Source organism: Parapedobacter soli (assembly GCF_025460835.1).
GTDB classification, from domain to species: domain Bacteria; phylum Bacteroidota; class Bacteroidia; order Sphingobacteriales; family Sphingobacteriaceae; genus Parapedobacter; species Parapedobacter soli.
This window is the reverse complement of record NZ_JAMXAY010000073.1, coordinates 1-18595: the sequence shown is the minus strand read 5'-3', so window position 1 is coordinate 18595 and position 18595 is coordinate 1. Positions and strand designations below refer to the sequence as shown.

19 protein-coding genes are annotated in these 18595 nt (G+C 46.4%); 9 read left to right on the top strand and 10 right to left on the bottom strand.

The window, feature by feature from the left end; translation table 11 throughout:
* Positions 1-36 precede the first annotated feature (36 nt).
* The 6 genes from NGM62_RS19950 to NGM62_RS19925 all read left to right on the top strand — a co-directional run bounded on the left by NGM62_RS19950 (position 37) and on the right by NGM62_RS19925 (position 6337).
* Complete coding sequence (locus tag NGM62_RS19950; protein WP_262250076.1) at positions 37-576, top strand: hypothetical protein; 540 nt, start codon at positions 37-39, stop codon at positions 574-576.
* A gap of 87 nt (positions 577-663) precedes the next feature.
* Complete coding sequence (locus NGM62_RS19945) at positions 664-1974, top strand: hypothetical protein (protein ID WP_262250075.1); 1311 nt, start codon at positions 664-666, stop codon at positions 1972-1974.
* 95 nt (positions 1975-2069) lie between these two features.
* Positions 2070-3230: a hypothetical protein gene (locus NGM62_RS19940; protein WP_262250074.1), complete on the top strand. Its 1161-nt coding sequence runs from the start codon at positions 2070-2072 to the stop codon at positions 3228-3230.
* 109 nt (positions 3231-3339) lie between these two features.
* Positions 3340-3888, top strand: coding sequence for a hypothetical protein (locus NGM62_RS19935; protein WP_262250073.1), 549 nt, complete (start codon positions 3340-3342; stop codon positions 3886-3888).
* Positions 3889-3914: 26 nt separating this feature from the next.
* On the top strand, positions 3915-5687 hold the full coding sequence (locus NGM62_RS19930) for an outer membrane protein assembly factor BamB family protein (RefSeq protein WP_262250072.1): 1773 nt from the start codon (positions 3915-3917) through the stop codon (positions 5685-5687).
* An 86-nt stretch (positions 5688-5773) separates the two neighbouring features.
* Positions 5774-6337 carry a hypothetical protein gene (locus NGM62_RS19925; RefSeq protein WP_262250071.1) on the top strand — a complete coding sequence of 188 codons (564 nt, stop codon included), beginning with the start codon at positions 5774-5776 and terminating at the stop codon, positions 6335-6337.
* Positions 6338-6353: 16 nt separating this feature from the next.
* Here the strand turns inward: NGM62_RS19925 and putP are convergent, their stop codons facing one another.
* A complete protein-coding gene (putP, locus tag NGM62_RS19920; RefSeq protein ID WP_262250070.1) occupies positions 6354-7862 on the bottom strand; it encodes a sodium/proline symporter PutP in 1509 nt (502 codons plus the stop codon).
* A 598-nt stretch (positions 7863-8460) separates the two neighbouring features.
* On the opposite strand from putP, the gene NGM62_RS19915 reads away from it, so the two are divergent.
* A complete protein-coding gene (locus NGM62_RS19915; protein WP_262250069.1) occupies positions 8461-10917 on the top strand; it encodes a TonB-dependent receptor domain-containing protein in 2457 nt (818 codons plus the stop codon).
* A gap of 15 nt (positions 10918-10932) precedes the next feature.
* Here the strand turns inward: NGM62_RS19915 and NGM62_RS19910 are convergent, their stop codons facing one another.
* From NGM62_RS19910 to NGM62_RS19875, 8 genes are all read right to left on the bottom strand, one after another.
* Positions 10933-11706 (bottom strand): sulfite exporter TauE/SafE family protein, encoded by a 774-nt coding sequence (locus tag NGM62_RS19910; RefSeq protein ID WP_262250068.1) that lies wholly within the window; start codon positions 11704-11706, stop codon positions 10933-10935.
* Positions 11706-12125 carry a DoxX family protein gene (locus tag NGM62_RS19905; protein WP_262250067.1) on the bottom strand — a complete coding sequence of 140 codons (420 nt, stop codon included), beginning with the start codon at positions 12123-12125 and terminating at the stop codon, positions 11706-11708. Before NGM62_RS19905 ends, NGM62_RS19910 begins: the two co-directional genes overlap by 1 nt.
* Before the next feature lie 95 nt (positions 12126-12220).
* On the bottom strand, positions 12221-13054 hold the full coding sequence (locus NGM62_RS19900) for an AraC family transcriptional regulator (protein ID WP_262250066.1): 834 nt from the start codon (positions 13052-13054) through the stop codon (positions 12221-12223).
* Positions 13055-13157: 103 nt separating this feature from the next.
* Entirely contained in the window at positions 13158-14189 is a 1032-nt protein-coding gene (arsB, locus tag NGM62_RS19895; RefSeq protein WP_262250065.1) for an ACR3 family arsenite efflux transporter, read from the bottom strand.
* A 3-nt stretch (positions 14190-14192) separates the two neighbouring features.
* Positions 14193-14807: an arsenate-mycothiol transferase ArsC gene (locus NGM62_RS19890; RefSeq protein WP_262250064.1), complete on the bottom strand. Its 615-nt coding sequence runs from the start codon at positions 14805-14807 to the stop codon at positions 14193-14195.
* Positions 14808-14837: 30 nt separating this feature from the next.
* Positions 14838-15290: a DUF6428 family protein gene (locus NGM62_RS19885; protein ID WP_262250063.1), complete on the bottom strand. Its 453-nt coding sequence runs from the start codon at positions 15288-15290 to the stop codon at positions 14838-14840.
* Positions 15291-15351: 61 nt separating this feature from the next.
* Positions 15352-15684 (bottom strand): ArsR/SmtB family transcription factor, encoded by a 333-nt coding sequence (locus NGM62_RS19880; protein WP_262250062.1) that lies wholly within the window; start codon positions 15682-15684, stop codon positions 15352-15354.
* 311 nt (positions 15685-15995) lie between these two features.
* Complete coding sequence (locus tag NGM62_RS19875; protein ID WP_449301320.1) at positions 15996-16880, bottom strand: IS982 family transposase; 885 nt, start codon at positions 16878-16880, stop codon at positions 15996-15998.
* A 174-nt stretch (positions 16881-17054) separates the two neighbouring features.
* Here NGM62_RS19875 and NGM62_RS19870 point away from each other — a divergent pair, with 174 nt between their 5' ends.
* Positions 17055-17357 (top strand): hypothetical protein, encoded by a 303-nt coding sequence (locus tag NGM62_RS19870; RefSeq protein ID WP_262250061.1) that lies wholly within the window; start codon positions 17055-17057, stop codon positions 17355-17357.
* A gap of 40 nt (positions 17358-17397) precedes the next feature.
* Positions 17398-17853 carry a DinB family protein gene (locus tag NGM62_RS19865; protein ID WP_262250060.1) on the top strand — a complete coding sequence of 152 codons (456 nt, stop codon included), beginning with the start codon at positions 17398-17400 and terminating at the stop codon, positions 17851-17853.
* 343 nt (positions 17854-18196) lie between these two features.
* Here the strand turns inward: NGM62_RS19865 and NGM62_RS19860 are convergent, their stop codons facing one another.
* A complete protein-coding gene (locus NGM62_RS19860) occupies positions 18197-18433 on the bottom strand; it encodes a nuclear transport factor 2 family protein (RefSeq protein ID WP_262250059.1) in 237 nt (78 codons plus the stop codon).
* Positions 18434-18595 lie beyond the last annotated feature (162 nt).

Sequence of the window (18595 nt, the reverse complement as noted above, 5' to 3'; positions counted from 1 at the left end):
GATTGATAAACAAATAAATGATTTAAACATATTCTGATGAAAAAAGTATTATTAGGATTGTTTTTCACAGTTTTTACGGTTTTGACTGGCTACGGCCAGCAGGGACGTATTAATATCAATGCCGGAGTAGACTTCGGTTTGCCGGTTGGCAGTTTCGGTGATGTGTATGGCTTCGGCTACGGGACCACCGTGAAAGGCCTGTACGGTATCAGTGAAGCAGGTCAAGTTGGCCTTACCCTAGGTTATCAGCGCTTCGGGCTAAAAGACAGTTACGACGAAAACATGAGCGGCTCGATGGGCATATCTCCGGTGTTCGCCGTGTATCGGCATAACTTCGGCGGCCTGTATGTAGAACCGCAAGCGGGCCTTTCAATTAATAGCGTTAGCCTCAAGGCAAGTGCCGGAGGGATGGATTTCGGCGGATCGGCTTCGAATACTTCCTTTGGGTATGCAGCAGGCTTAGGGTATCTGATCGGAAATATTGATATATCCGCCCGCTATCAAGGACTGACGCAATCGGGTGAAAATTTGAGTTTCATTGGCCTGCGCATCGGCTACAGTTTTGGAATTAAGTAACCTTCAGGCTGTGTGGCTCCCCCCTACGGTGGAAGCCCTGCGGCCTTTTTCTATCAACAAATGGTAAAACAATAAATTAAAAAAGTTATGACACCAAGATCTTACAAAAAGCAACAAGCTATTATAACGTTATTTGGCGCATTCGCCTTATTTTCATTCACATTGTCAAGCTGTAGTAAAGATGACGGCCCGGAGCCCGAAGAGGAATTGCTCCCCCCCATCGAACTGGCCTGTGACTATTTCAGCGAAAACCGGGTATTAACTAACGACCCACAACGACCCGTGGATTACCTGATCAGCTGCTGGGCAAATGTGCAAGGAAGCCTGAAAATAGAACCGGGCGTCGTGATTGAATTTGAAAACCACGCAGGGTTAAGGGTTAACCTCGATAACAACGTTTTTGAAATCAAAGGAACGGCATCAGAACCGGTGATTTTAACAGGTACTTCCAAGCAAAAGGGCTATTGGAGAGGAATTTTTCTGACAGAAGCCTACAACACGAACAATATCATAGCACATACGGTGATCGAATATGCAGGTTCGCAAAACTTAACAGGATCTTCCCCGATTTATGAAGGTAGTTTGGCACTAAGGGGAGTTTCTAGTACCACGCCACAGGCGCTCACATTAGACCATGTGGAAATTAGTAACGGCGGGAGTGTTGGTTTAGACTTTCACGGTATCCAAACCAACGCAACGGTTTCGGTATCCAATCTGGTTATTACAGGGAACGATGATGTCCCCGTCAAGGTATCCGCGGAGATGGTACATATTTTTGACAATACGTCTTCATATTCAGGCAATGCATCGGATTTTTTGAATATTACTACTTCAAATTATCAAATTAAAGATAAGACCGTAGCCTGGCAGAAATTGGATGTGCCTTACCTTGTCGATGGCCGGGTGGAAGTGGCTGAAGGAGGTCATTTAACAATAGAAGCAGGTGTGGAGATGGAGTTTAAGAGCGGTGGTCATATCATGGCCTCCGGCTTCCTTCCGCCTTATAACTTAAGCCTGAAGATTCAAGGCACAGCAGCAGAGCCTGTACATTTAAAAGCACATAACGGCACCAACTGGGGTGGTCTTTATTATAGTTTTACCCAAGAGAACAATATCATAGATTACGCTATCATCGAACAAGCCAAAGGAGACATTCCCAGCGGCAATATCCAAAATACGGGGGCTATTTATATGCATGCCGACCCCCGCCTAACGGTCAGCAACACCACGTTTAAGGATTTGCCAAACTATGCTTTTTTTGCCTACACGGGAGCCAGTTCGAACCAGCCGCCGCTTCCTAACCTGGTCCGGACGAGCAACTCCTATATCAATGTAGCCAAAGGCAACTCCGGCACGGGGCACTTGGGGTGGGGCAGTACGAATAACCAATACCCTTAATCCTTAATAAAGTAAACAGGATATAGAAAAAGCGTATGCTTCATATGTCGGCAATAGATGGAGCATACGCTTACATTACTTTAAAACGCGGTAAAATGAAAATTTGCACACAAACCTACCTTATGACGCTGTTGGTCATTGCGCCCGTCTGGCTACTTGCTTGTGGCAACAATGGCATTGGGAACAAAGCCGATGGCTCCGACATAGCGGCAACAATCGGGGAAAAGGAAGGGGATTTTTCGGGGGCGAAAGATATTGCGTATTCGGAAATAACGGATAACGAAACGGAAGCGCTTGCACAGGGCATCAATATTGGTATCAAGTCAATAACCATTCCCGAACACCCAAGGGGTGACTATGTCCCATTCTCCAATTGCCCGCAAGATCAGATCACAAAATTTGAATTTCGTGTGGAAAACAGGGGTGCTGATTTCGACAAAAAAGATAAAGCCATCTTCGGTGCCGTTCAGATCAAAAGACTGTCAGATGGAGCGGTTTTGCTCAACGAAGAAGCCGTGCTGGAGTTCAGAGCCTTTACACCGGGATGGGTGCGGTTTCGGTTCGACCCGATAGACCTGTCTCAACCCGGATTGTATGAAGTGACCGTTGAAGCGTATATGGTTGATTTACCGGCTTACTTGAAAAACAAATCAGTGAAACCAACGCCGTTGGATACAGATTTGTCCGACAACAAAGTGGTGTATGTCAACCGAGTAACCAACGACGAATTGTTGGCAGAAAATTCCTTGAACCGGTTCGATTTTGAAGGCATGCAAAGCACGAGGGATTTGGCCGACCAAGGCTGGAACTTTAGCCATTTGCCCGATTCTGTACAGATTTCCAACAAGGGAATTGGAGGTAGTAAAGCGATAGCCATACATCTTCATCAAGGCGACAAAAACAAGCGAAAACTATATACACCCACCATATCGATGGTTGAAAATCAGCAGGTGAATTTCCAATTTAAATTACTGGATGCGCAATCGGGGAAGGATGTTACCGAAGAATTAATGGCATCAGAAGGTTTTAGAGCGGAAGTTTCCGTTCAGAAAATCTGTCGTACGGGCGTAGAAGTAACCTTTAAACACAATGCCTCAGATGCCCAAGCTACGGAAGATGGATTTTTTAGCTTCCGGCCTATGCCCGTTTACCAGGAAGCCGGGAATTTCAGGGGACAGATTGCATTCATCAACCTATCTGCTTATCCCGAGATTCTGTTGGTCATCGATGAGGTAATCGTACAGGCATTGAACTAAAAAGTAGGGGCAATGCTTGTGTGCTTACCCAAATACGATAAAGACAAAAGAATAAGGACAAAGGAGAGTCTTTATTCCTTGCTCTTTTATCTTAAATCAAAAAGAGAATATGAACAAGACAATCGTACAAACCCTGATAGGCATGATGGTTTTATGCCTGTTAGGAGCCTGTTCGAAGGCAGGTGACAAAAAAGAGGATAAAGATACATCGTCCGATCAACATACCTATAAGGTCTCCATTGCCGGCGGTAAGACCTATAAGGGCGGCGTGCCGTGCTATGCGCCCGGGGTGGTTGAGCTATATAATGCTATTGCCTATGTCATCGATAATGAAGAAATAGGCAGAGGGGTATCCCTAATACTTCCTGATCGTGGAGTTTTTGAAATCAGACTCGGATTTCTGTTGGACGGTAACAACAATCCTATCCGTACCGAGAATCAGCTATTCGGCTTTCGCGAATGGAGTGTTGAAGATAGATATGACCCGGTAGGCCCCATCAGTATGACCTTGAAAAACTATCAGGAGCATGTCCATTCTTTTGCCGGCGAAGAGGGAACTGTAGCATCATTCACCCTAAGCTTTAGCGGGAAGTTTAAATTGGACGCTAGCGGTGAAGAAGTGGATGTGACTGGTGAAATCGTGGTTGCGGCCCCTTAAAATAGTTGATTGGAAAAAAAATTGAAATGACAACGAATAAGATAACTATACTACTCATGCTCTTGCTGGCAGGGTTGCCAAGCGTTTATCCAATGTCCGATCCGGCCGTTATCGATTTGGGATTCGTTCCCGATTATATCGACTTCTCGTATGACGATAGGTATATGGTGGCCGAAAACGATGTCCGCTACCAAGTATGGGACCTGAACACGCAAACCAAAATACTGGACAACAAACACCCTTTTAAACTCGGGCGGTTATTGAAAAGTACGGTAGTCCCCACCGGAAGCGGTTATTTCCTTTTCGGGAGTGAACAGGTGTTTATGACGGTAGATTACCAGAACAACAGCACCGAAGTCAAAGCATACGACCTGAAAAACGGACAACGGCTTTGGGAAACCGACCAACTCCACATGGCGATTTCACTGGCCGAAACCCTGATCCGCGTGCACGCCATGGATATAGTGAGCGTGGAAGCAGCAGACGGTACGCGTTTGAATCCCCAATATGCTGTCGGTAACTTTTTTACCCGCAACAAAATGCTGGACCGATTGATTAATTATGTGCCCGAAAAGCAGGCGTTATTTTTTAACGGAAAGCACGGACTGCAAGCCGTGGATATCCGTAGCGGAAAAATGCTTTGGACAGCAGAAGGCGTCAAAGGTGGTATCGGCGAATTGATTTACAACGCCACTACCCAACAGCTGCTGGCCATCAAAGTACCCACTTCCGAAGGTGCAATAGACCAACTCACCGCCAATACCGAGGTGCAAGCCATTGATGCTGACAACGGAACACTGCAATGGCGTGTGGATTATACCGGCGATTTCGTTCCCGGTTATGCTTCGGTGGTAGGTAATACGCTGGTGCTTCCTTACCTGGAACTGGCTTTTATTGACCTTGAAAACGGGGTGGAACGCAACGGTGATATTAAAAGCCGTATGGAAGGAGCCCGTAACGTTACCAAAGGCCTGGGAGGACTGATGGCCATTGACAACGCCCTGGGCGGGAACTTCGGTAAAGCGGAAACGACGACCAAATACGACCGTTTGGTTCCCCGCAGCCTTCATTTTGACGACAACGGCAAGCTGTGCTATTTTACCACGTTCAATAAAGACGGAAAAATAGGTAATGGCGGCAAGAAAGGTTTTCTGAAAATAGATATTCATCAAGACAAGGTTTTGCAGGAAACTTTTAATCTATTGGGCGACAGTTGGACCCCGATACAAGACGAGATGGTGGACGGTGTTTTCTACGTTAAAGCCTCGGGGAATATGAACCGAACGGTTATCAAGGCCATCGATGGCACGACTGGCGAAGAGCTTTTTGAAACCGAAAAAGCCAAAAACAGCGCCGATGTTTCCAAAATGTTCAGCCCGTTTTTGATTGCCAACGGTCGGATTATCGACATTGTTTCCAGGGGCATCTACACCCTCGATGCGAAAACCGGAAAAGAAATTTCCTATACCGCAACCAAAGATCTGGGCGTAGGCACGGTGGTGTTCAGTCATTTTTTTGAAAAAGGTGTACTCATTTTCGGTACCAAAGGCGTAGGCATTATGGATTATGAAGGAGAGGTTGTTCAATCGGTGGAGACGAAAAACCTAAAAGACTTTGCCGCCAACGCCAATGAAGTGTTGTTGTTAGAAAACAAAAAATTCACCCGGATTGATCTTCTAGGGAAAAAAGTAGCCGAAACCGTGCGTTTCAAAAACCGGGAAAGCATCGTGTTTAGCCCATCGGGAAAACATGTGATGAAGGTGAATGCCAATGGTGATAAAATAGAGCAATATAACTAAACCTGAAGCATATTTTTAGAATAGGCTGGCTTTGAATCATGACAAAAAGCCGAGTCTTCAAGGAACAGGTCTCGGCAACCGGATAAATGATTGGCGTATATTTAATAGGGCTGATTACTGTTAGTGCTATCCTATGGGCAGCTACTTACGTGAGAAACCAAAAATACCGTAAGGCCGACACTGGACAAGTAACTTTACACGTGAGCGGAGCGTTACAAAAAACATGGGACGGACATGCTAGCTTTGATTTACTTGAACTAGATAAGGATGTGCTAAGTGACGCAAGAATCTGGGTGATTAGCATGTACGATGAATGGTCGCAGAAGCGCAACTTTCAGCTCTCGTTATCGTCACTATGTGACGGCAGTTTAACCCAGCCGATTCCCGGAAGTTATGTGATAGCGCCGGGTTCATACGGTAGTACCTCGGCCTTTTCGGCATCGTATTCGCATATTGTAGATGGTGATAAATTGGATATTTATGAATACAGTACGCTGCATGAGGGCAGTGGCGTGCTGATTATCGAGACCGCTAACGACCGGGAAATCCATGGGAACTTCATCTTTACCGCGCACAGGTATGATAATCCTTTAACCAAATTGAATCGTATCGAAGTAACAGGTAAATTTACAGCACGAAGGGTGGTCTGACTGGTGAATGTTACTGTTATCTTTTGCCGGCGTTTGCCGTCTCCTCCCGCACTTCGTCAAACTCACGCCTAACATCGTCAGACACGGGTTTGGTCAGCAGTGAAACCACAATGGTGGTGAGAAAACTGAGCAGGAAGCCCGGAATGATTTCGTACACGTCTTTGTAAGCATGCGGTACATATACCCAAAGCAAGACGGTAGCGCCACCGACTACCATGCCAGCTAAGGCACCTGCTGCCGTGATGCGCTTCCATAGCAACGAGAGGATAACCAACGGGCCAAAGGCGGCGCCAAAGCCTGCCCACGCGTTTCCGACCAGCCCGAGAATACTTTCCTGCGGATTCAATGCCAGTAAAAAGGCGACCACTGCTACGGCAAGTACCGATACGCGACTCATGATGAGCATGTTTTTGGCAGTGGCATGCGTATTAAAAAACGTCCGGTAGATGTCTTCCGTCATTGAGCTTGAAGTGACAAGCAGTTGGGAGGATATCGTACTCATCACCGCAGCTAAAATGGCGGAAAGCAGGAAGCCACCGATTAGCGGATGAAACAGCGCTTTCGATAGGTAGATGAATATGGTTTCGGCGAGCTCACGGGAGCTGTCGAACTGCGACATGGTTTCTGCATCGAACCGTTGAAGGTATGCAATGCCGAAAAATCCAAGAAACAACGCTCCCAATACGGTGCCGATCATCCAGGTCATTCCGATATGTCGCGCTCTTTTGATATCGCGAACGCTATCAATCGCCATAAACCGGACCAAAATATGGGGCTGCCCGAAATAACCTAACCCCCAGGCCAATAGAGAAATGATGGATATGGTGGTCGTGCCCCGCCAAAGATCCATGTAACGGTTGTCTTTGGTACGAATGGTTTCCATGGCTTCATCTATACCTCCTACCTGGAAAGTAACAACAGTCGGAATCAACAGCAACGCAATGACCATGATGCTACCCTGCACGGCGTCCGTTAAACTGACGGCCATAAAGCCGCCAATAAACGTATAGAACACCACTACCAGCGAGGTGGCCCAAAGCCCAATGCTATAGTCCATACCAAAGGCTGATTCAAATAATCGACCACCCGATACCATACCGGCAGACGTATACAATGTGAAAAAGACCAAGATAAATACAGACGATACCAACTTCAGCAGTTGTGATTTATCGTGGAACCTATTTTCGAAGAAGACGGGCAGCGTAATGGCGTTTTTCGCCACCTCGGTATATACGCGTAGGCGTGGAGCCACGATGACATAGTTGAGGAAAGCTCCGATGGTGAGCCCGATGGCGAGCCATGCCCCCGATAAGCCCATCATATACATGGCGCCCGGCAGCCCCATCAGCAGCCAGCCACTCATGTCTGACGCTCCAGCTGACAAGGCCGTTACGAATGGACCCATTTTACGGCCACCGATCAAAAACTCTTCCGAATTGCTGGTTGATTTCCGGTATCCGTATATGCCAATCATAATCATGATGACGACGTATAGACCTATTGAAATTAATTCATAAATACTCATATTTTCCTTATCTAGTTAACATATCAGTAGCTTCCAACGTCCCCGTCCCGGGGCTTCTGAGTTGCTTCAAATATAGTCGCGCTAACAAAGTCCCGGAAGCGGCATGAGGATACAACACGCGGTGAATTTAAAAAAGAGACAACGCTTATGGTTGACTTCACAAGTTCGACGATAGCGAACATGCTTTGACAATGCTATCGTGTATGCTACCACCTGGCTGATGCACCTATCCAAAAATTCATACACAGTGCAATATTTTGTAAAGGTATAAAAAATAGGATAGTCCTATAATTGAGCTAGCCGCGTTTGGCGGTGTTGTAACGTAAAACAACTAAGCGAGCCAAAGGTATAGGTCTATCTTATGTGATTGCTAGCATAATGTCTTCTGGGGTTCGAAAGTCGTGAAGGATCTTTCCGTAAGCCTCTATATTTGACTCTTCATAGCGAATAGGCTTGCTAACCGATTCGGGAATCATAAGGGTCGTTCGCGTTTGTTTTATACCGTCATATTTTCAAATAGACCACCAGTGGAGAGGCTATCTGACTATCTTTGCGACGGTCAATATCGATTGACCATCACTATTGCTGTGGACAGAAAATGAAGAAAACACACCTACTGACTGCTTGCGTAATGGTTTTGTTAACGAGCGAGCTTGCGGCACAAACAGGAGCGATCAAAGGCGTTGCATTCGATAAGACGGCTGAAAGCCCATTAGCTTTTGTCAGCGTATCCCTGCATCTAGCAAAAGATTCTTCTCTGGTTAACGGGCAGCTTTCCGCTGCTGATGGCAGCTTTCTATTTGATAAGATGAAACGGGGCGATTATTTTGTTCGCCTGCAATTTTTAGGCTATGAGACGGTTGAGTTACCGCGGGTGGCGGTTGTGGATAAACAAGCAGTCGATTTGGGCTACATTGCACTCAATGTGAACCAGCAGTTCCTGAATGAGGTGCAGGTGACCGGCAGGCAGCTGCAAAGCGCGAACAAGATCGATAAGCAGGTTTACCGGGCGGAGCAATTCGAGGCCGCCAAAGGAGGTACGGCCATCGATGTGATTCGTAATATGCCGTCGGTTTCGGTAGACGGTCAGGGCCAGATCACCATGCGGGGTGCCCAGGGATTCCTTTTGCTGGTCAACGGGAAACCCGTACAGACCGATGCCGCCACATTCCTTAGCCAGCTTCCGGCAAATCAGGTTGAAAACATCGAATTGATTACCTCGCCCTCGGCCAAGTATGATCCGGACGGCAGGGGCGGAATCATCAACGTGACTACAAAAAAGGGGGCGGATGATGGGTTTGCGCTCATCACCAATATCCAGGGGGGGCTACCATCCACCAATGACTACGGCAATGCCGAAAGGCAGCAACGCTACGGCGCTGATGTAACGGCAAACTTCCGGAAAGGCAAATGGGATGTTTCGGCTGGGGCCAACTACCTCCGCAACGACAACGCCGGTCTCCGCGACGGGGATGTCTTTACCATCATCGGTAACCGGAAAACGTCGTTTCCCTCCTATGGTGAGCGCAGCTTTGATAAATACAACTACGGCGGCCGGTTCAACGTCATCTTCACGCCGAACACCCGCAACCAGCTATCAGCCGGCTTCTTCGCCGGCCATAAATTCCAGGATCGGGTTGCGGATATTGATTATGACAACGTCACGACCGAGGTCGGCACCGGTACTGTCATTGGACGGCACCGGTATTTCAACGCCAACCTGCAAAACAAACAGGGCGATTTCATCCTGGGAAATCTCGATTACAGCCATACCTTTTCAAGTGGTACCAAGCTTAGTTTTTCTGCGTTGTATGAACACGCCGGCCTGAATGGCTCGACGCTTAACCGGAACATCGTGGGCGCGGATACCATACAGAATACGGAGAGCACGTACCGGAATCCGCTGGATGGATTCCGCGGAAAGGTTGACCTTGCTATGCCTGTTGGACAGGGGACACTGGAAAGCGGCTACCAGTACCGGTTGGATATGCAGGATGGCCGATTCGTATATTCGGTAAAGGAAACCGGTGAAACGGATTTCACGACTGTACCGGAGTTTACGGGCGATGTGAAGGCAATCAATCAGATCCATTCGGTCTATACCCAGTATTCGGGCAAGTCCGATAGACTGGAGTATGTAGGCGGCTTACGTTATGAATATGCCAACCGCGATCTGGACGTCAGCTCCATCGATGATGATAATTACCTGCTGGCATTGCACAACTTGTTTCCATCTGCAAGCGCGCTGTATAATTTTGATGGCGGATGGAAGGCCAAAGCCGGTATCAGCCGGCGGGTGCAGCGGACCAGCAACTTCGAATTGAACCCCATTCCCGAACGGGAACATTCGGAAACGCTGGAACAAGGCGACGCGAACCTGTTGCCTGAGTTTATCTATCTGGCAGAGCTGGGGATTATCAACGAATTTAAGCAGGGTTCTTTTTTTGCAACCGCCTATTTCCAGGACATCAAAAACCCTATCCAGCGCGTTAACAGCGTATTCGCGGATACCATCCTGAACCGCGTTTTCACCAATGCCGATCGGGCGCGGCGCATCGGCTTTGAACTCGGCACCAATTATACCCCGGCTAAATGGGCGCAGCTGTACCTGGGTGCCAACATGTACCATAGCCGGACAACCGGGGTCGTTCTGGACTATGCCGAAGCCCGTGAAAACCAGGCCTGGGTATACTCCATCAACGGCAATGCCAATTTTCAGTTGACCAGGCAGTTCAGTATCCAGGGCAACGTAAATTACCTGTCTGCCCGGCCGACGGTACAGGGGGAAGATTCGCGTTTCCTTTCGCCCAACCTCTCGTTGAAGCATACCTTTATGGATGGCGCACTGACGGCACTTGTGCAATGGCAGAACATCGGGATGGGTATTTTGCCCAGCAACGAGCAGCGGATCACCACCTGGGCGCCTGACCTCTACACCACGACCAATTACATCTATGAAACCGATGTGATCATGCTCAACCTTTCGTTCAACCTGAATCGGCTAACCCGTCAAATCAAGTTGCCCGCAAGCGAATTCGGAGAGAAGGAGTTCTAAGTCAAATAGGAGCGGCTAAATCCATCCCGCCCCCAACGCAAGCGAAACGGCAATCAGCATAACCGCTACCAGTACCTGGATGGAATTCAGCGTTACTTTCTTCAGTAGCCGGTTTCCGACATACGCGCCAAGGATACCGGCGCCAATGGCACAACCCACCAGCACGAGGTTGTCATGAAGGTCCGATGCGGCAAACCGCGTGGCGTAGACTGATAACCGCGTAAGGTCCACAACCGCCGATACGACCACGGCCGTGCCCACGAACGCTTCTTTGGACAGCCCGGCCTTGATCAGGAAGGCGCTGCGCAGGGCTCCCTGGTTGCCGGAAAGGCCGCCAAAGAAGCCGCTCAACGCACCGCCGAGGGGTAGCTTATCACGGCCGAACGCCAAGCAGTTGAAATAGGGAAACAGCTCAATCAGGGCAAACACGATGAGCAGGATGGCGACGGTGAATTTAACGGGATAAACCTCGAAGACATTGCCACCCAGGCTATAGCAAAACAACAGGGGCAGATTGCTCATCCTTAGCATCAGCCATGCGCCGAAAAAAGCGGCAATAACCGCAGGTACCCCAAAGCGTATGGTCACCCACCGGTCAGCTTGCCTGCCTACCAGCGCCAGCTTGAACAGGTTATTGAAGAAATGGACCACGCCTGTGAGCGCTATGGCCAGGTCTACCGGAAAGAAGACCATGAATACCGGCGTGAGGATGGTGCCCAAGCCAAACCCCGAGAAAAAGGTGAGCACCGCTACAAGGAAAGCGGCCAATGACAGGATCAGGATTTCCATCAGCCACCGATTTTACGATCAACGGACCAGCGCCCGCCACCGCGGATAAGCAGGAAAAGGCTGCCTAACAACATGGCCCAATCAGTACGGCTGCCATGCATCATCGCCCAGAAACCCGCATTGGCAAAGGTATCTGCTTTAGTGGTAGCCATGGCCACCAGCATGATGCAAAGCAGCGAGATGGCGGCAAGTCTGGTAAGCAACCCCAACAGTACCAGCGTACCGCAGGTAATCTCAAAGCTCCCCACAAAAGGTCCCAGGAACTCCGGATTGGGCAGGCCTATTTCGGCGAACCGCCCGGCGCCGAGTGTTTCCCCAAACAGGAACTTCTGTATGCCCTCTGACAGGAATACAACCCCCACCATCAAACGGATAATGAGGGTTGTTGATGACCCGTCTGTTTTCAGTATATTTTTCATCTGTGTGTCTGCTTTTCATAACAAAATTAACACGCACCGACCGAGATCTATGGTGTATTTGAAAATATGATGGTATTAGCGGTATAGTGGCCAACCTATGCCGATTGCCGATATGCTTGGGGGGTGGATCCGATATGCCTCCTGAAGTATTTGATGAAATGCGAATCATCCTTGAAATTCAGGCAGCCCGCGATCTGGCCCACAGTGAGATCCGTGTAAAGCAGCAGGCGCTTAGCCTCGCCCAGTAGGTGCGCGGCCAGTACCGAAGCCGCTGGCTCACCGGTTACTCTGCGACAGACTGCATTCAGGTTCTGGGGGGTCGTATTCAACAAAAGCGCATAATGGGCCACGCTGTTATGAAGCGTGTCGGTATGCCCGAGCAACTCTTCAAAACGCTGATAGATATCCGTCTTGGCCCCGGACTGCTTTTTGGGATAGGGTGCTTGTTGCAACGAAATTCCTAAAAGAGCCTTGAGCAAGCCTTCCCTCACCTCGGCGTTTCCATGAGCCGGTTTTTGACATTCGGCCAGCAACAATCCGAACAGCGCTGCGACGGGGGTGGCGTCTTCCAGGTAAAGGCAGCTATGGCCGCTCATCCGCAACAAGAGCTCCTTCAATGCCTTGTCAACACTGTCGTCGATAAACTGTTTTTTGATAATCAGTACATACCCCTCTGGCTCATCATCAAGTTCCCAATGGTGCACCTGCTCCCTGCGGATAATGAACAATACTGGGGGATTCACAGCATACGACCTGCCGTCAATGGTATGCGAACCGCTGCCCCGTAGTAATAAGACGAATTCAAAATAACTGTTGTGCTTATGCGGATTCGTTTTGCGTACATTTTTCCGGAACTCCGCGATTTTGATGTGCTGGTGCGACTCAGTCTTATCCTTTACGGCAACGTGTCTATGTACAGCTTTCCTCATTGATCGTATTTCCAGTCTAAAATAGACTATTTTCTTGGAAACTTAATAAACCTACTCCTATCACTATGGTAAACAAGATGTTTCGCGAATGATCCGTAGGAATTTATGTGTAATATCGCTTTTTTAGCCACAGGCTTGCCCTCACCAACAGTATCAATATTGGTACTTCCACGAGTGGGCCGATAACGCCCACAAATGCCTGTGGCGAATGGATGCCGAATACCGCGATCGACACGGCTATCGCCAATTCAAAATTATTCCCTGTGGCTGTAAATGCAATGGAAGCGTTTTTGTCATAAGGAACCTTCAATGATTTGTTGACAAAGAAGCTTACGAAAAACATCAGCATGAAATAAATAATCAGCGGTACAGCCACCTTTACAACATCCATTGGTAACTCCAATATCTTGTCTCCCTTCAGGCTGAACATCAATACGATGGTAAATAATAACGCATACAAGGTAACGGGCGATATTTTTGGCACGAATTTCCGATTATACCACTCCATACCCTTTGACTTTACCAATGCATAACGGCTTATAAAGCCTGCGAAGAAAGGAATGCCCAAATATATGAGTACGCTTTCGGTTACCTCTTTCATGGATACGCTTACGTTGAAATCGGCTAACCCCAATTTGTTCGGCAATACGTTGATGAACAGCCAAACAAAGAAACTATAACTTATTATCTGAAAGATACTGTTCAATGCGACCAACAATGCCGTATATTCTCTGTTCCCTTTTGCCAGGTCACTCCAAACGATGACCATTGCGATACACCTTGCCAAACCAATCAGTATCAGACCCGTCATGTAATCGGGTTCGTTCCGTAAGAACAGAACGGCTAAACCGAACATCAATACCGTACCGATAACCCAATTCAGTAACAAAGATATGCCGATTACCTTGGTGTCTTTAAATGCCTTGGGCAACAAGGAATAATCCACTTTAGCCAAAGGAGGGAACATCATCAATATAAGCCCGATCGCTAATGGGATATTGGTCGTACCTGCGGTTAGGGCATCGATAGCATTGGAAATGTTCGGGAAGAAATGCCCCAACCCTATTCCAGCCGCCATCGCAAGGAATATCCATAAGGTAAGGTAACGGTCAAGGAACTTTAGTTTCGGCTGCATCGGCTAACGTTTAACCCTGGAAAAAACATGGAACATCTCCTGCGCTATCTGCTGACTCCTTGCTGTATATACTTGAGCTTGTTCGGACGTACCGTCTGAAATCTTGGGGTCTTCGAATGTGATGGGTATTCGCTTTTCCGCACCGGCAATGAACGGGCATCCGCTTTCTGCCTGCGAACAGGTCATAATGGCGGCAAATGCCGATGTAGGATTGAAAGGGCTATCGTATTTTTTGGAGAACCCAATGATGGGCAACGTATCATCGCTGTATTTTATGGCATATACCGGATTATCGGTCTCCGCAATCCTGAAAATAGAAAATCCTTGATCGGTCAATGTTTCCGCCACTTTCGGGAATAGCGCCGTTTCTTCCGTACCACCCGAATAACAATGTACATTCGGAATGGTGAAGTACGCACTTGCTACCTGCGCCCATACCTGTGCTAAATGGCTTCTACGTGAATTATGGGTACAGATGAAATTGATGTTTATATCCGCTCCGCTGTCTGCTTTTTGCTGTACAAAATCTATCAGCGGCTGCAAAATAGATTTGCGTTCCTCGTTTACGGCATGGATGTCAATAATCCTCTGTATGGTTTCAGCTAAATGCTTATACATGACGATTGGTCTTAGTGTTTAGCAACATCCCTAATTAGGTGTACAGCAAGTGCTGTTCAACTCCGATAACTGTACTTTTTGTTTCTCCGCAGGAATACCGCAGGTATCGCTTGCCAAACAAGCCGTCTGTTTGTTTTTTAGGATGAAACGCTCGCCGTCAAAATCCAGGTCGAATTTTCCAATCGTTTTGTTTTGGTATTCTACCTCTATTTCGGCATCCTCAATGCATAATTTCTCTTCGGACAGCTTGATAATGTTCAATAGCTTGGTCGGCTTTAATCTGTGCTCGTAGTCGCCCGCATCCCACAATTGGAAGTTTACCGTTTTCTCTGTACGGATAACACCACCGCAATCAATAAAATGTTTGGTAATCTGTCCGATTTCCGTCACGTGGAAGTGTTCGGGAACACATGTTCCGTCCGCTAGCTGAAATTCAACATTGTTCAATGTTGGCAGGATTTCTTTGATTGTTGATAGTTTCATAAAAGTAAATTTATACTAAATGATATATTGTAATATTACGATGATAAGGGTTAAAAAAATATTACGGACAGCAACCGGTTACTTTTACCTCTTGGTTGAAGAACGCATTAAATTCCGATTGGATTTGTTTCCACAGTTTTTCATCGATGCAATAGCAAACAGATTTGCCCTCAATCGTTCCCTGGATAACACCTATGCGCTTTAGCTCTTTTAAGTGCTGTGAAATGGTGGCCTGCGCCAATCCCAATTCATCGACCAAATCATTACAGATACAGGCTTTCTGATTGATGATATACTGAAGAATGGCAACCCTTGCCGGATGCCCCAAGGCTTTAAACAAAGCAGCCAATTTGTTCTGGTCGTCCGTAAATATTTCTGTTTTAGTAAGTCCCATGTCCTTGTTTTTTCAATATCGCAATATTACGATAATAGTTTTAAATAAACAAAGAGTTTCTTTGGTTTATTGTTTTCTGTAGGTAAACGAGAGAAGGACGTTTGTTGTCGATGAAAGACAGTTTGATTGAAATATGGTGCTCTGCTTATTCTAGCAGATTCTTTGCATTTAATACTGCCTCGTAATCCTCCAGAAAGTTCGACATTTGTAAAGTTCCCCCTACCAGCAAGCCGGTCAATTTCTTGACCGGCTTTTTTTATTGAACCGAGGCCATGTTTACCAGAATATTTAATGTAACCCGTTGGGTGAAATTAAATGATCTGAATTTTAATGTTGTTAATGTTCCTTTTGAATATAAACTTGTTCATAAACTGGATCAGCGTCATGGCTGTAATTTTTGCCAATATCCTAGTTTTGAAACCGTCAAAGGTCTTGGCATAATTTCTCCTGATCATAAACTGGTCACATAGTTGAGAGAACAATGTCTCAATCCTTTTGCGTGATTTCCTGAAAATATAAGGCTGCTTTTTATATCCTTTTTGATTGGTTCTCATTGGGGTCTCCAATACAATATTCGCCGACTCAAAAAGATCCAGTTGCTGCTCAGCAGACAAATATCCTTTGTCTCCAAGCAGCACACATTCAGTCAGTTGATGTTTGACGTCTTGAAGATAATGGACATCATGTACGTTCGCTTTGGTAATATCGACCGAATGGAAAACTCCGGAAAGGGTGCATACCCCATGAAGTTTGTAGCCATAAAACCAGTTGTTCTGCGAAGCACAAAAACCTTTTTCCGGAGCAGTTTCATAATTTTCCTTACAGATCTTTACACGGCTTTGACGGGCGGTTTTACAAATCTCCAAAGGCATGCTGTCCACAATGAAATAATCTTCCAGTTCAGTAAATCTCGAGGCAAGGGCCATGCGGATGGCTTCAGAAAAAACGAACAGCTTTCTACGTCTCTTATTGAACTGGCTACGCTCAAGCAAGTTTGGGATCTGGGCATTGGTGATCTGTCTGAACAGGTCATTTTCGCTATCTATTGACATGAATTCGGCCGTCAAACTCAGTGCTACTACCTCTATATCAGCCATTTTTGGCTTTCTTCCAACACTGTTTGGAGAATAGGGATTGATGTTCAATGAGTTGATCACTTCTAAAATTTTTAAATAGTTATTTCGTATATTTGACATTGATATTGGGTTGTTTGGCGACATCAAGATACTGAATTTCAGTATCTTGACCAATATCTTAGCCACTTATTTTATCCTTTTTTTACTTAATTCATTTCACCCAACGGGTTTAATGTAAATTTGAGAGTTAGCTGCAACCATGAGAACCGACGGTACAACATAAAAGATAAATAAATGATACTGATAACTCAACTAATTTACATTATTGACGGACAAGAAAAAATTTTTGACGAGTTTGAAAATATTGCCATTCCGACAATTTTGAGATATAACGGACGACTTTTGCTACGAGTTAGACCAACGGACGACAACTTTATAGAAAGCCATTTAGATAAACCTTATGAGATTCATCTTGTAGAGTTTCAGACACAACAGGACTTTGACAACTTTTTAAAAGACGAAGAGCGTAAGAAATTTTTCTATTTGAAAGAACAATCTATCAAAGAAGCAATTTTAATTCAAGGAACAAAACTGTAACGGACAAAAAACCATAAACGAAATAACATTGACAAGACAAATGGAAACAGTATTTAAAGCGTGGGCGACAGGCCGAAAACTTTACTTGAATTTTTTTGACAATTATTCGTTAGACCAACTGAACAAAACGCCAAACGGTTTTAACAATAATCTCATTTGGAACATCGGACACATAATTGTCGCACAACAATCACTAATTTACAAAGGCTCAAACTTGCCAATGTATATTTCGGACGACTTAGTAAATTTATACAAACCCACGACTAAACCGACAGGAACGACAACACAGACTGAAGCCAATGAACTGAAAGAACTCTTAATTTCCCTAATCACAAAGACAGAAACGGACTTCCAGAAAGGTATTTTTACAACATACAACGAACGGATAACAGCAACAGGTTTTCATTTGACTTCAATAAAAGACGCTTTTGAATTTAACAACTACCACGAAGGACTGCATTTAGGTTATATGATGAGCATTAGAAAATTTGTTTAAAGGATAGACAAATGACGAACACAGATGGGATGCCATCGGCGGGCGTGATTACTTTGCCACCGCTTGGCGGAGGCCATCACCGATGCACCCTACGTATCCCGTTGTCGGAAAGAGGTAGAGGAACGGTTGAACCCCTTGCTCGCAGAACTGGAAGCGATGGAAGTAGAACAGGGCCTACGCAAGATAAAGGTACGCATCGAAGTGGGGAAGTTTGAACGGTACGGAAAGAAGCGATACCTATTTCATAAACGACCCCGAGCAAATCCGTTCCTACCTCATCCTCGGCTTAAGGTCGGTACTCGACCGTTACAAAATCTCCCCTCTACATGCGTCTTCCCCACGGTTAAAATATCGGGTTCTCATTCAGTGAAACGTCGGGGATTCGTTGCCCCACAGTCCATTGCTCACAGATCTTTTCGCCCTCGAAACGGAAGATATTGACTATGGAAAATCCCTTTTCCTTCGGGTCTAATATCCGGTGTCCGTGGACAAAAACGAGATCACGTTCCGCAACGGCCCTTTTTGTCTGCCAAGTCCCGTCGGGGAACGTGTTTATTACCGTTGTTAAACTATCTGACAACGGCTTCCGTCGGCCGCTTATCCACCATGGCCATTTCAAGAAATCCGATAGCTTTCGCTTTTCGGGCCGGAGTCAAATCGTCCAGTTCTTTACCTGTCCGCAGATTGATGTTGAATAATAAATAGTCATCCCTTAAATTCTGTACAACACACTAACAGTCAG

What these genes read in the sequence shown, in the direction of transcription:
- NGM62_RS19890 (WP_262250064.1), bottom strand. Translation starts at nt 14,807, where the DNA reads ATGTATAAGCATTTAGCTGAAACCATACAGAGGATTATTGACATCCAT.
- NGM62_RS19910 (WP_262250068.1), bottom strand. Translation starts at nt 11,706, where the DNA reads ATGGAAATCCTGATCCTGTCATTGGCCGCTTTCCTTGTAGCGGTGCTC.
- NGM62_RS19930 (WP_262250072.1), top strand. Translation starts at nt 3,915, where the DNA reads ATGACAACGAATAAGATAACTATACTACTCATGCTCTTGCTGGCAGGG.
- NGM62_RS19880 (WP_262250062.1), bottom strand. Translation starts at nt 15,684, where the DNA reads ATGGGACTTACTAAAACAGAAATATTTACGGACGACCAGAACAAATTG.
- putP (WP_262250070.1), bottom strand. Translation starts at nt 7,862, where the DNA reads ATGAGTATTTATGAATTAATTTCAATAGGTCTATACGTCGTCATCATG.
- NGM62_RS19925 (WP_262250071.1), top strand. Translation starts at nt 5,774, where the DNA reads ATGATTGGCGTATATTTAATAGGGCTGATTACTGTTAGTGCTATCCTA.
- NGM62_RS19875 (WP_449301320.1), bottom strand. Translation starts at nt 16,880, where the DNA reads ATGTCAAATATACGAAATAACTATTTAAAAATTTTAGAAGTGATCAAC.
- NGM62_RS19915 (WP_262250069.1), top strand. Translation starts at nt 8,461, where the DNA reads ATGAAGAAAACACACCTACTGACTGCTTGCGTAATGGTTTTGTTAACG.
- NGM62_RS19865 (WP_262250060.1), top strand. Translation starts at nt 17,398, where the DNA reads ATGGAAACAGTATTTAAAGCGTGGGCGACAGGCCGAAAACTTTACTTG.
- NGM62_RS19900 (WP_262250066.1), bottom strand. Translation starts at nt 13,054, where the DNA reads ATGAGGAAAGCTGTACATAGACACGTTGCCGTAAAGGATAAGACTGAG.
- NGM62_RS19885 (WP_262250063.1), bottom strand. Translation starts at nt 15,290, where the DNA reads ATGAAACTATCAACAATCAAAGAAATCCTGCCAACATTGAACAATGTT.
- NGM62_RS19945 (WP_262250075.1), top strand. Translation starts at nt 664, where the DNA reads ATGACACCAAGATCTTACAAAAAGCAACAAGCTATTATAACGTTATTT.
- arsB (WP_262250065.1), bottom strand. Translation starts at nt 14,189, where the DNA reads ATGCAGCCGAAACTAAAGTTCCTTGACCGTTACCTTACCTTATGGATA.
- NGM62_RS19905 (WP_262250067.1), bottom strand. Translation starts at nt 12,125, where the DNA reads ATGAAAAATATACTGAAAACAGACGGGTCATCAACAACCCTCATTATC.
- NGM62_RS19950 (WP_262250076.1), top strand. Translation starts at nt 37, where the DNA reads ATGAAAAAAGTATTATTAGGATTGTTTTTCACAGTTTTTACGGTTTTG.
- NGM62_RS19940 (WP_262250074.1), top strand. Translation starts at nt 2,070, where the DNA reads ATGAAAATTTGCACACAAACCTACCTTATGACGCTGTTGGTCATTGCG.
- NGM62_RS19870 (WP_262250061.1), top strand. Translation starts at nt 17,055, where the DNA reads ATGATACTGATAACTCAACTAATTTACATTATTGACGGACAAGAAAAA.
- NGM62_RS19935 (WP_262250073.1), top strand. Translation starts at nt 3,340, where the DNA reads ATGAACAAGACAATCGTACAAACCCTGATAGGCATGATGGTTTTATGC.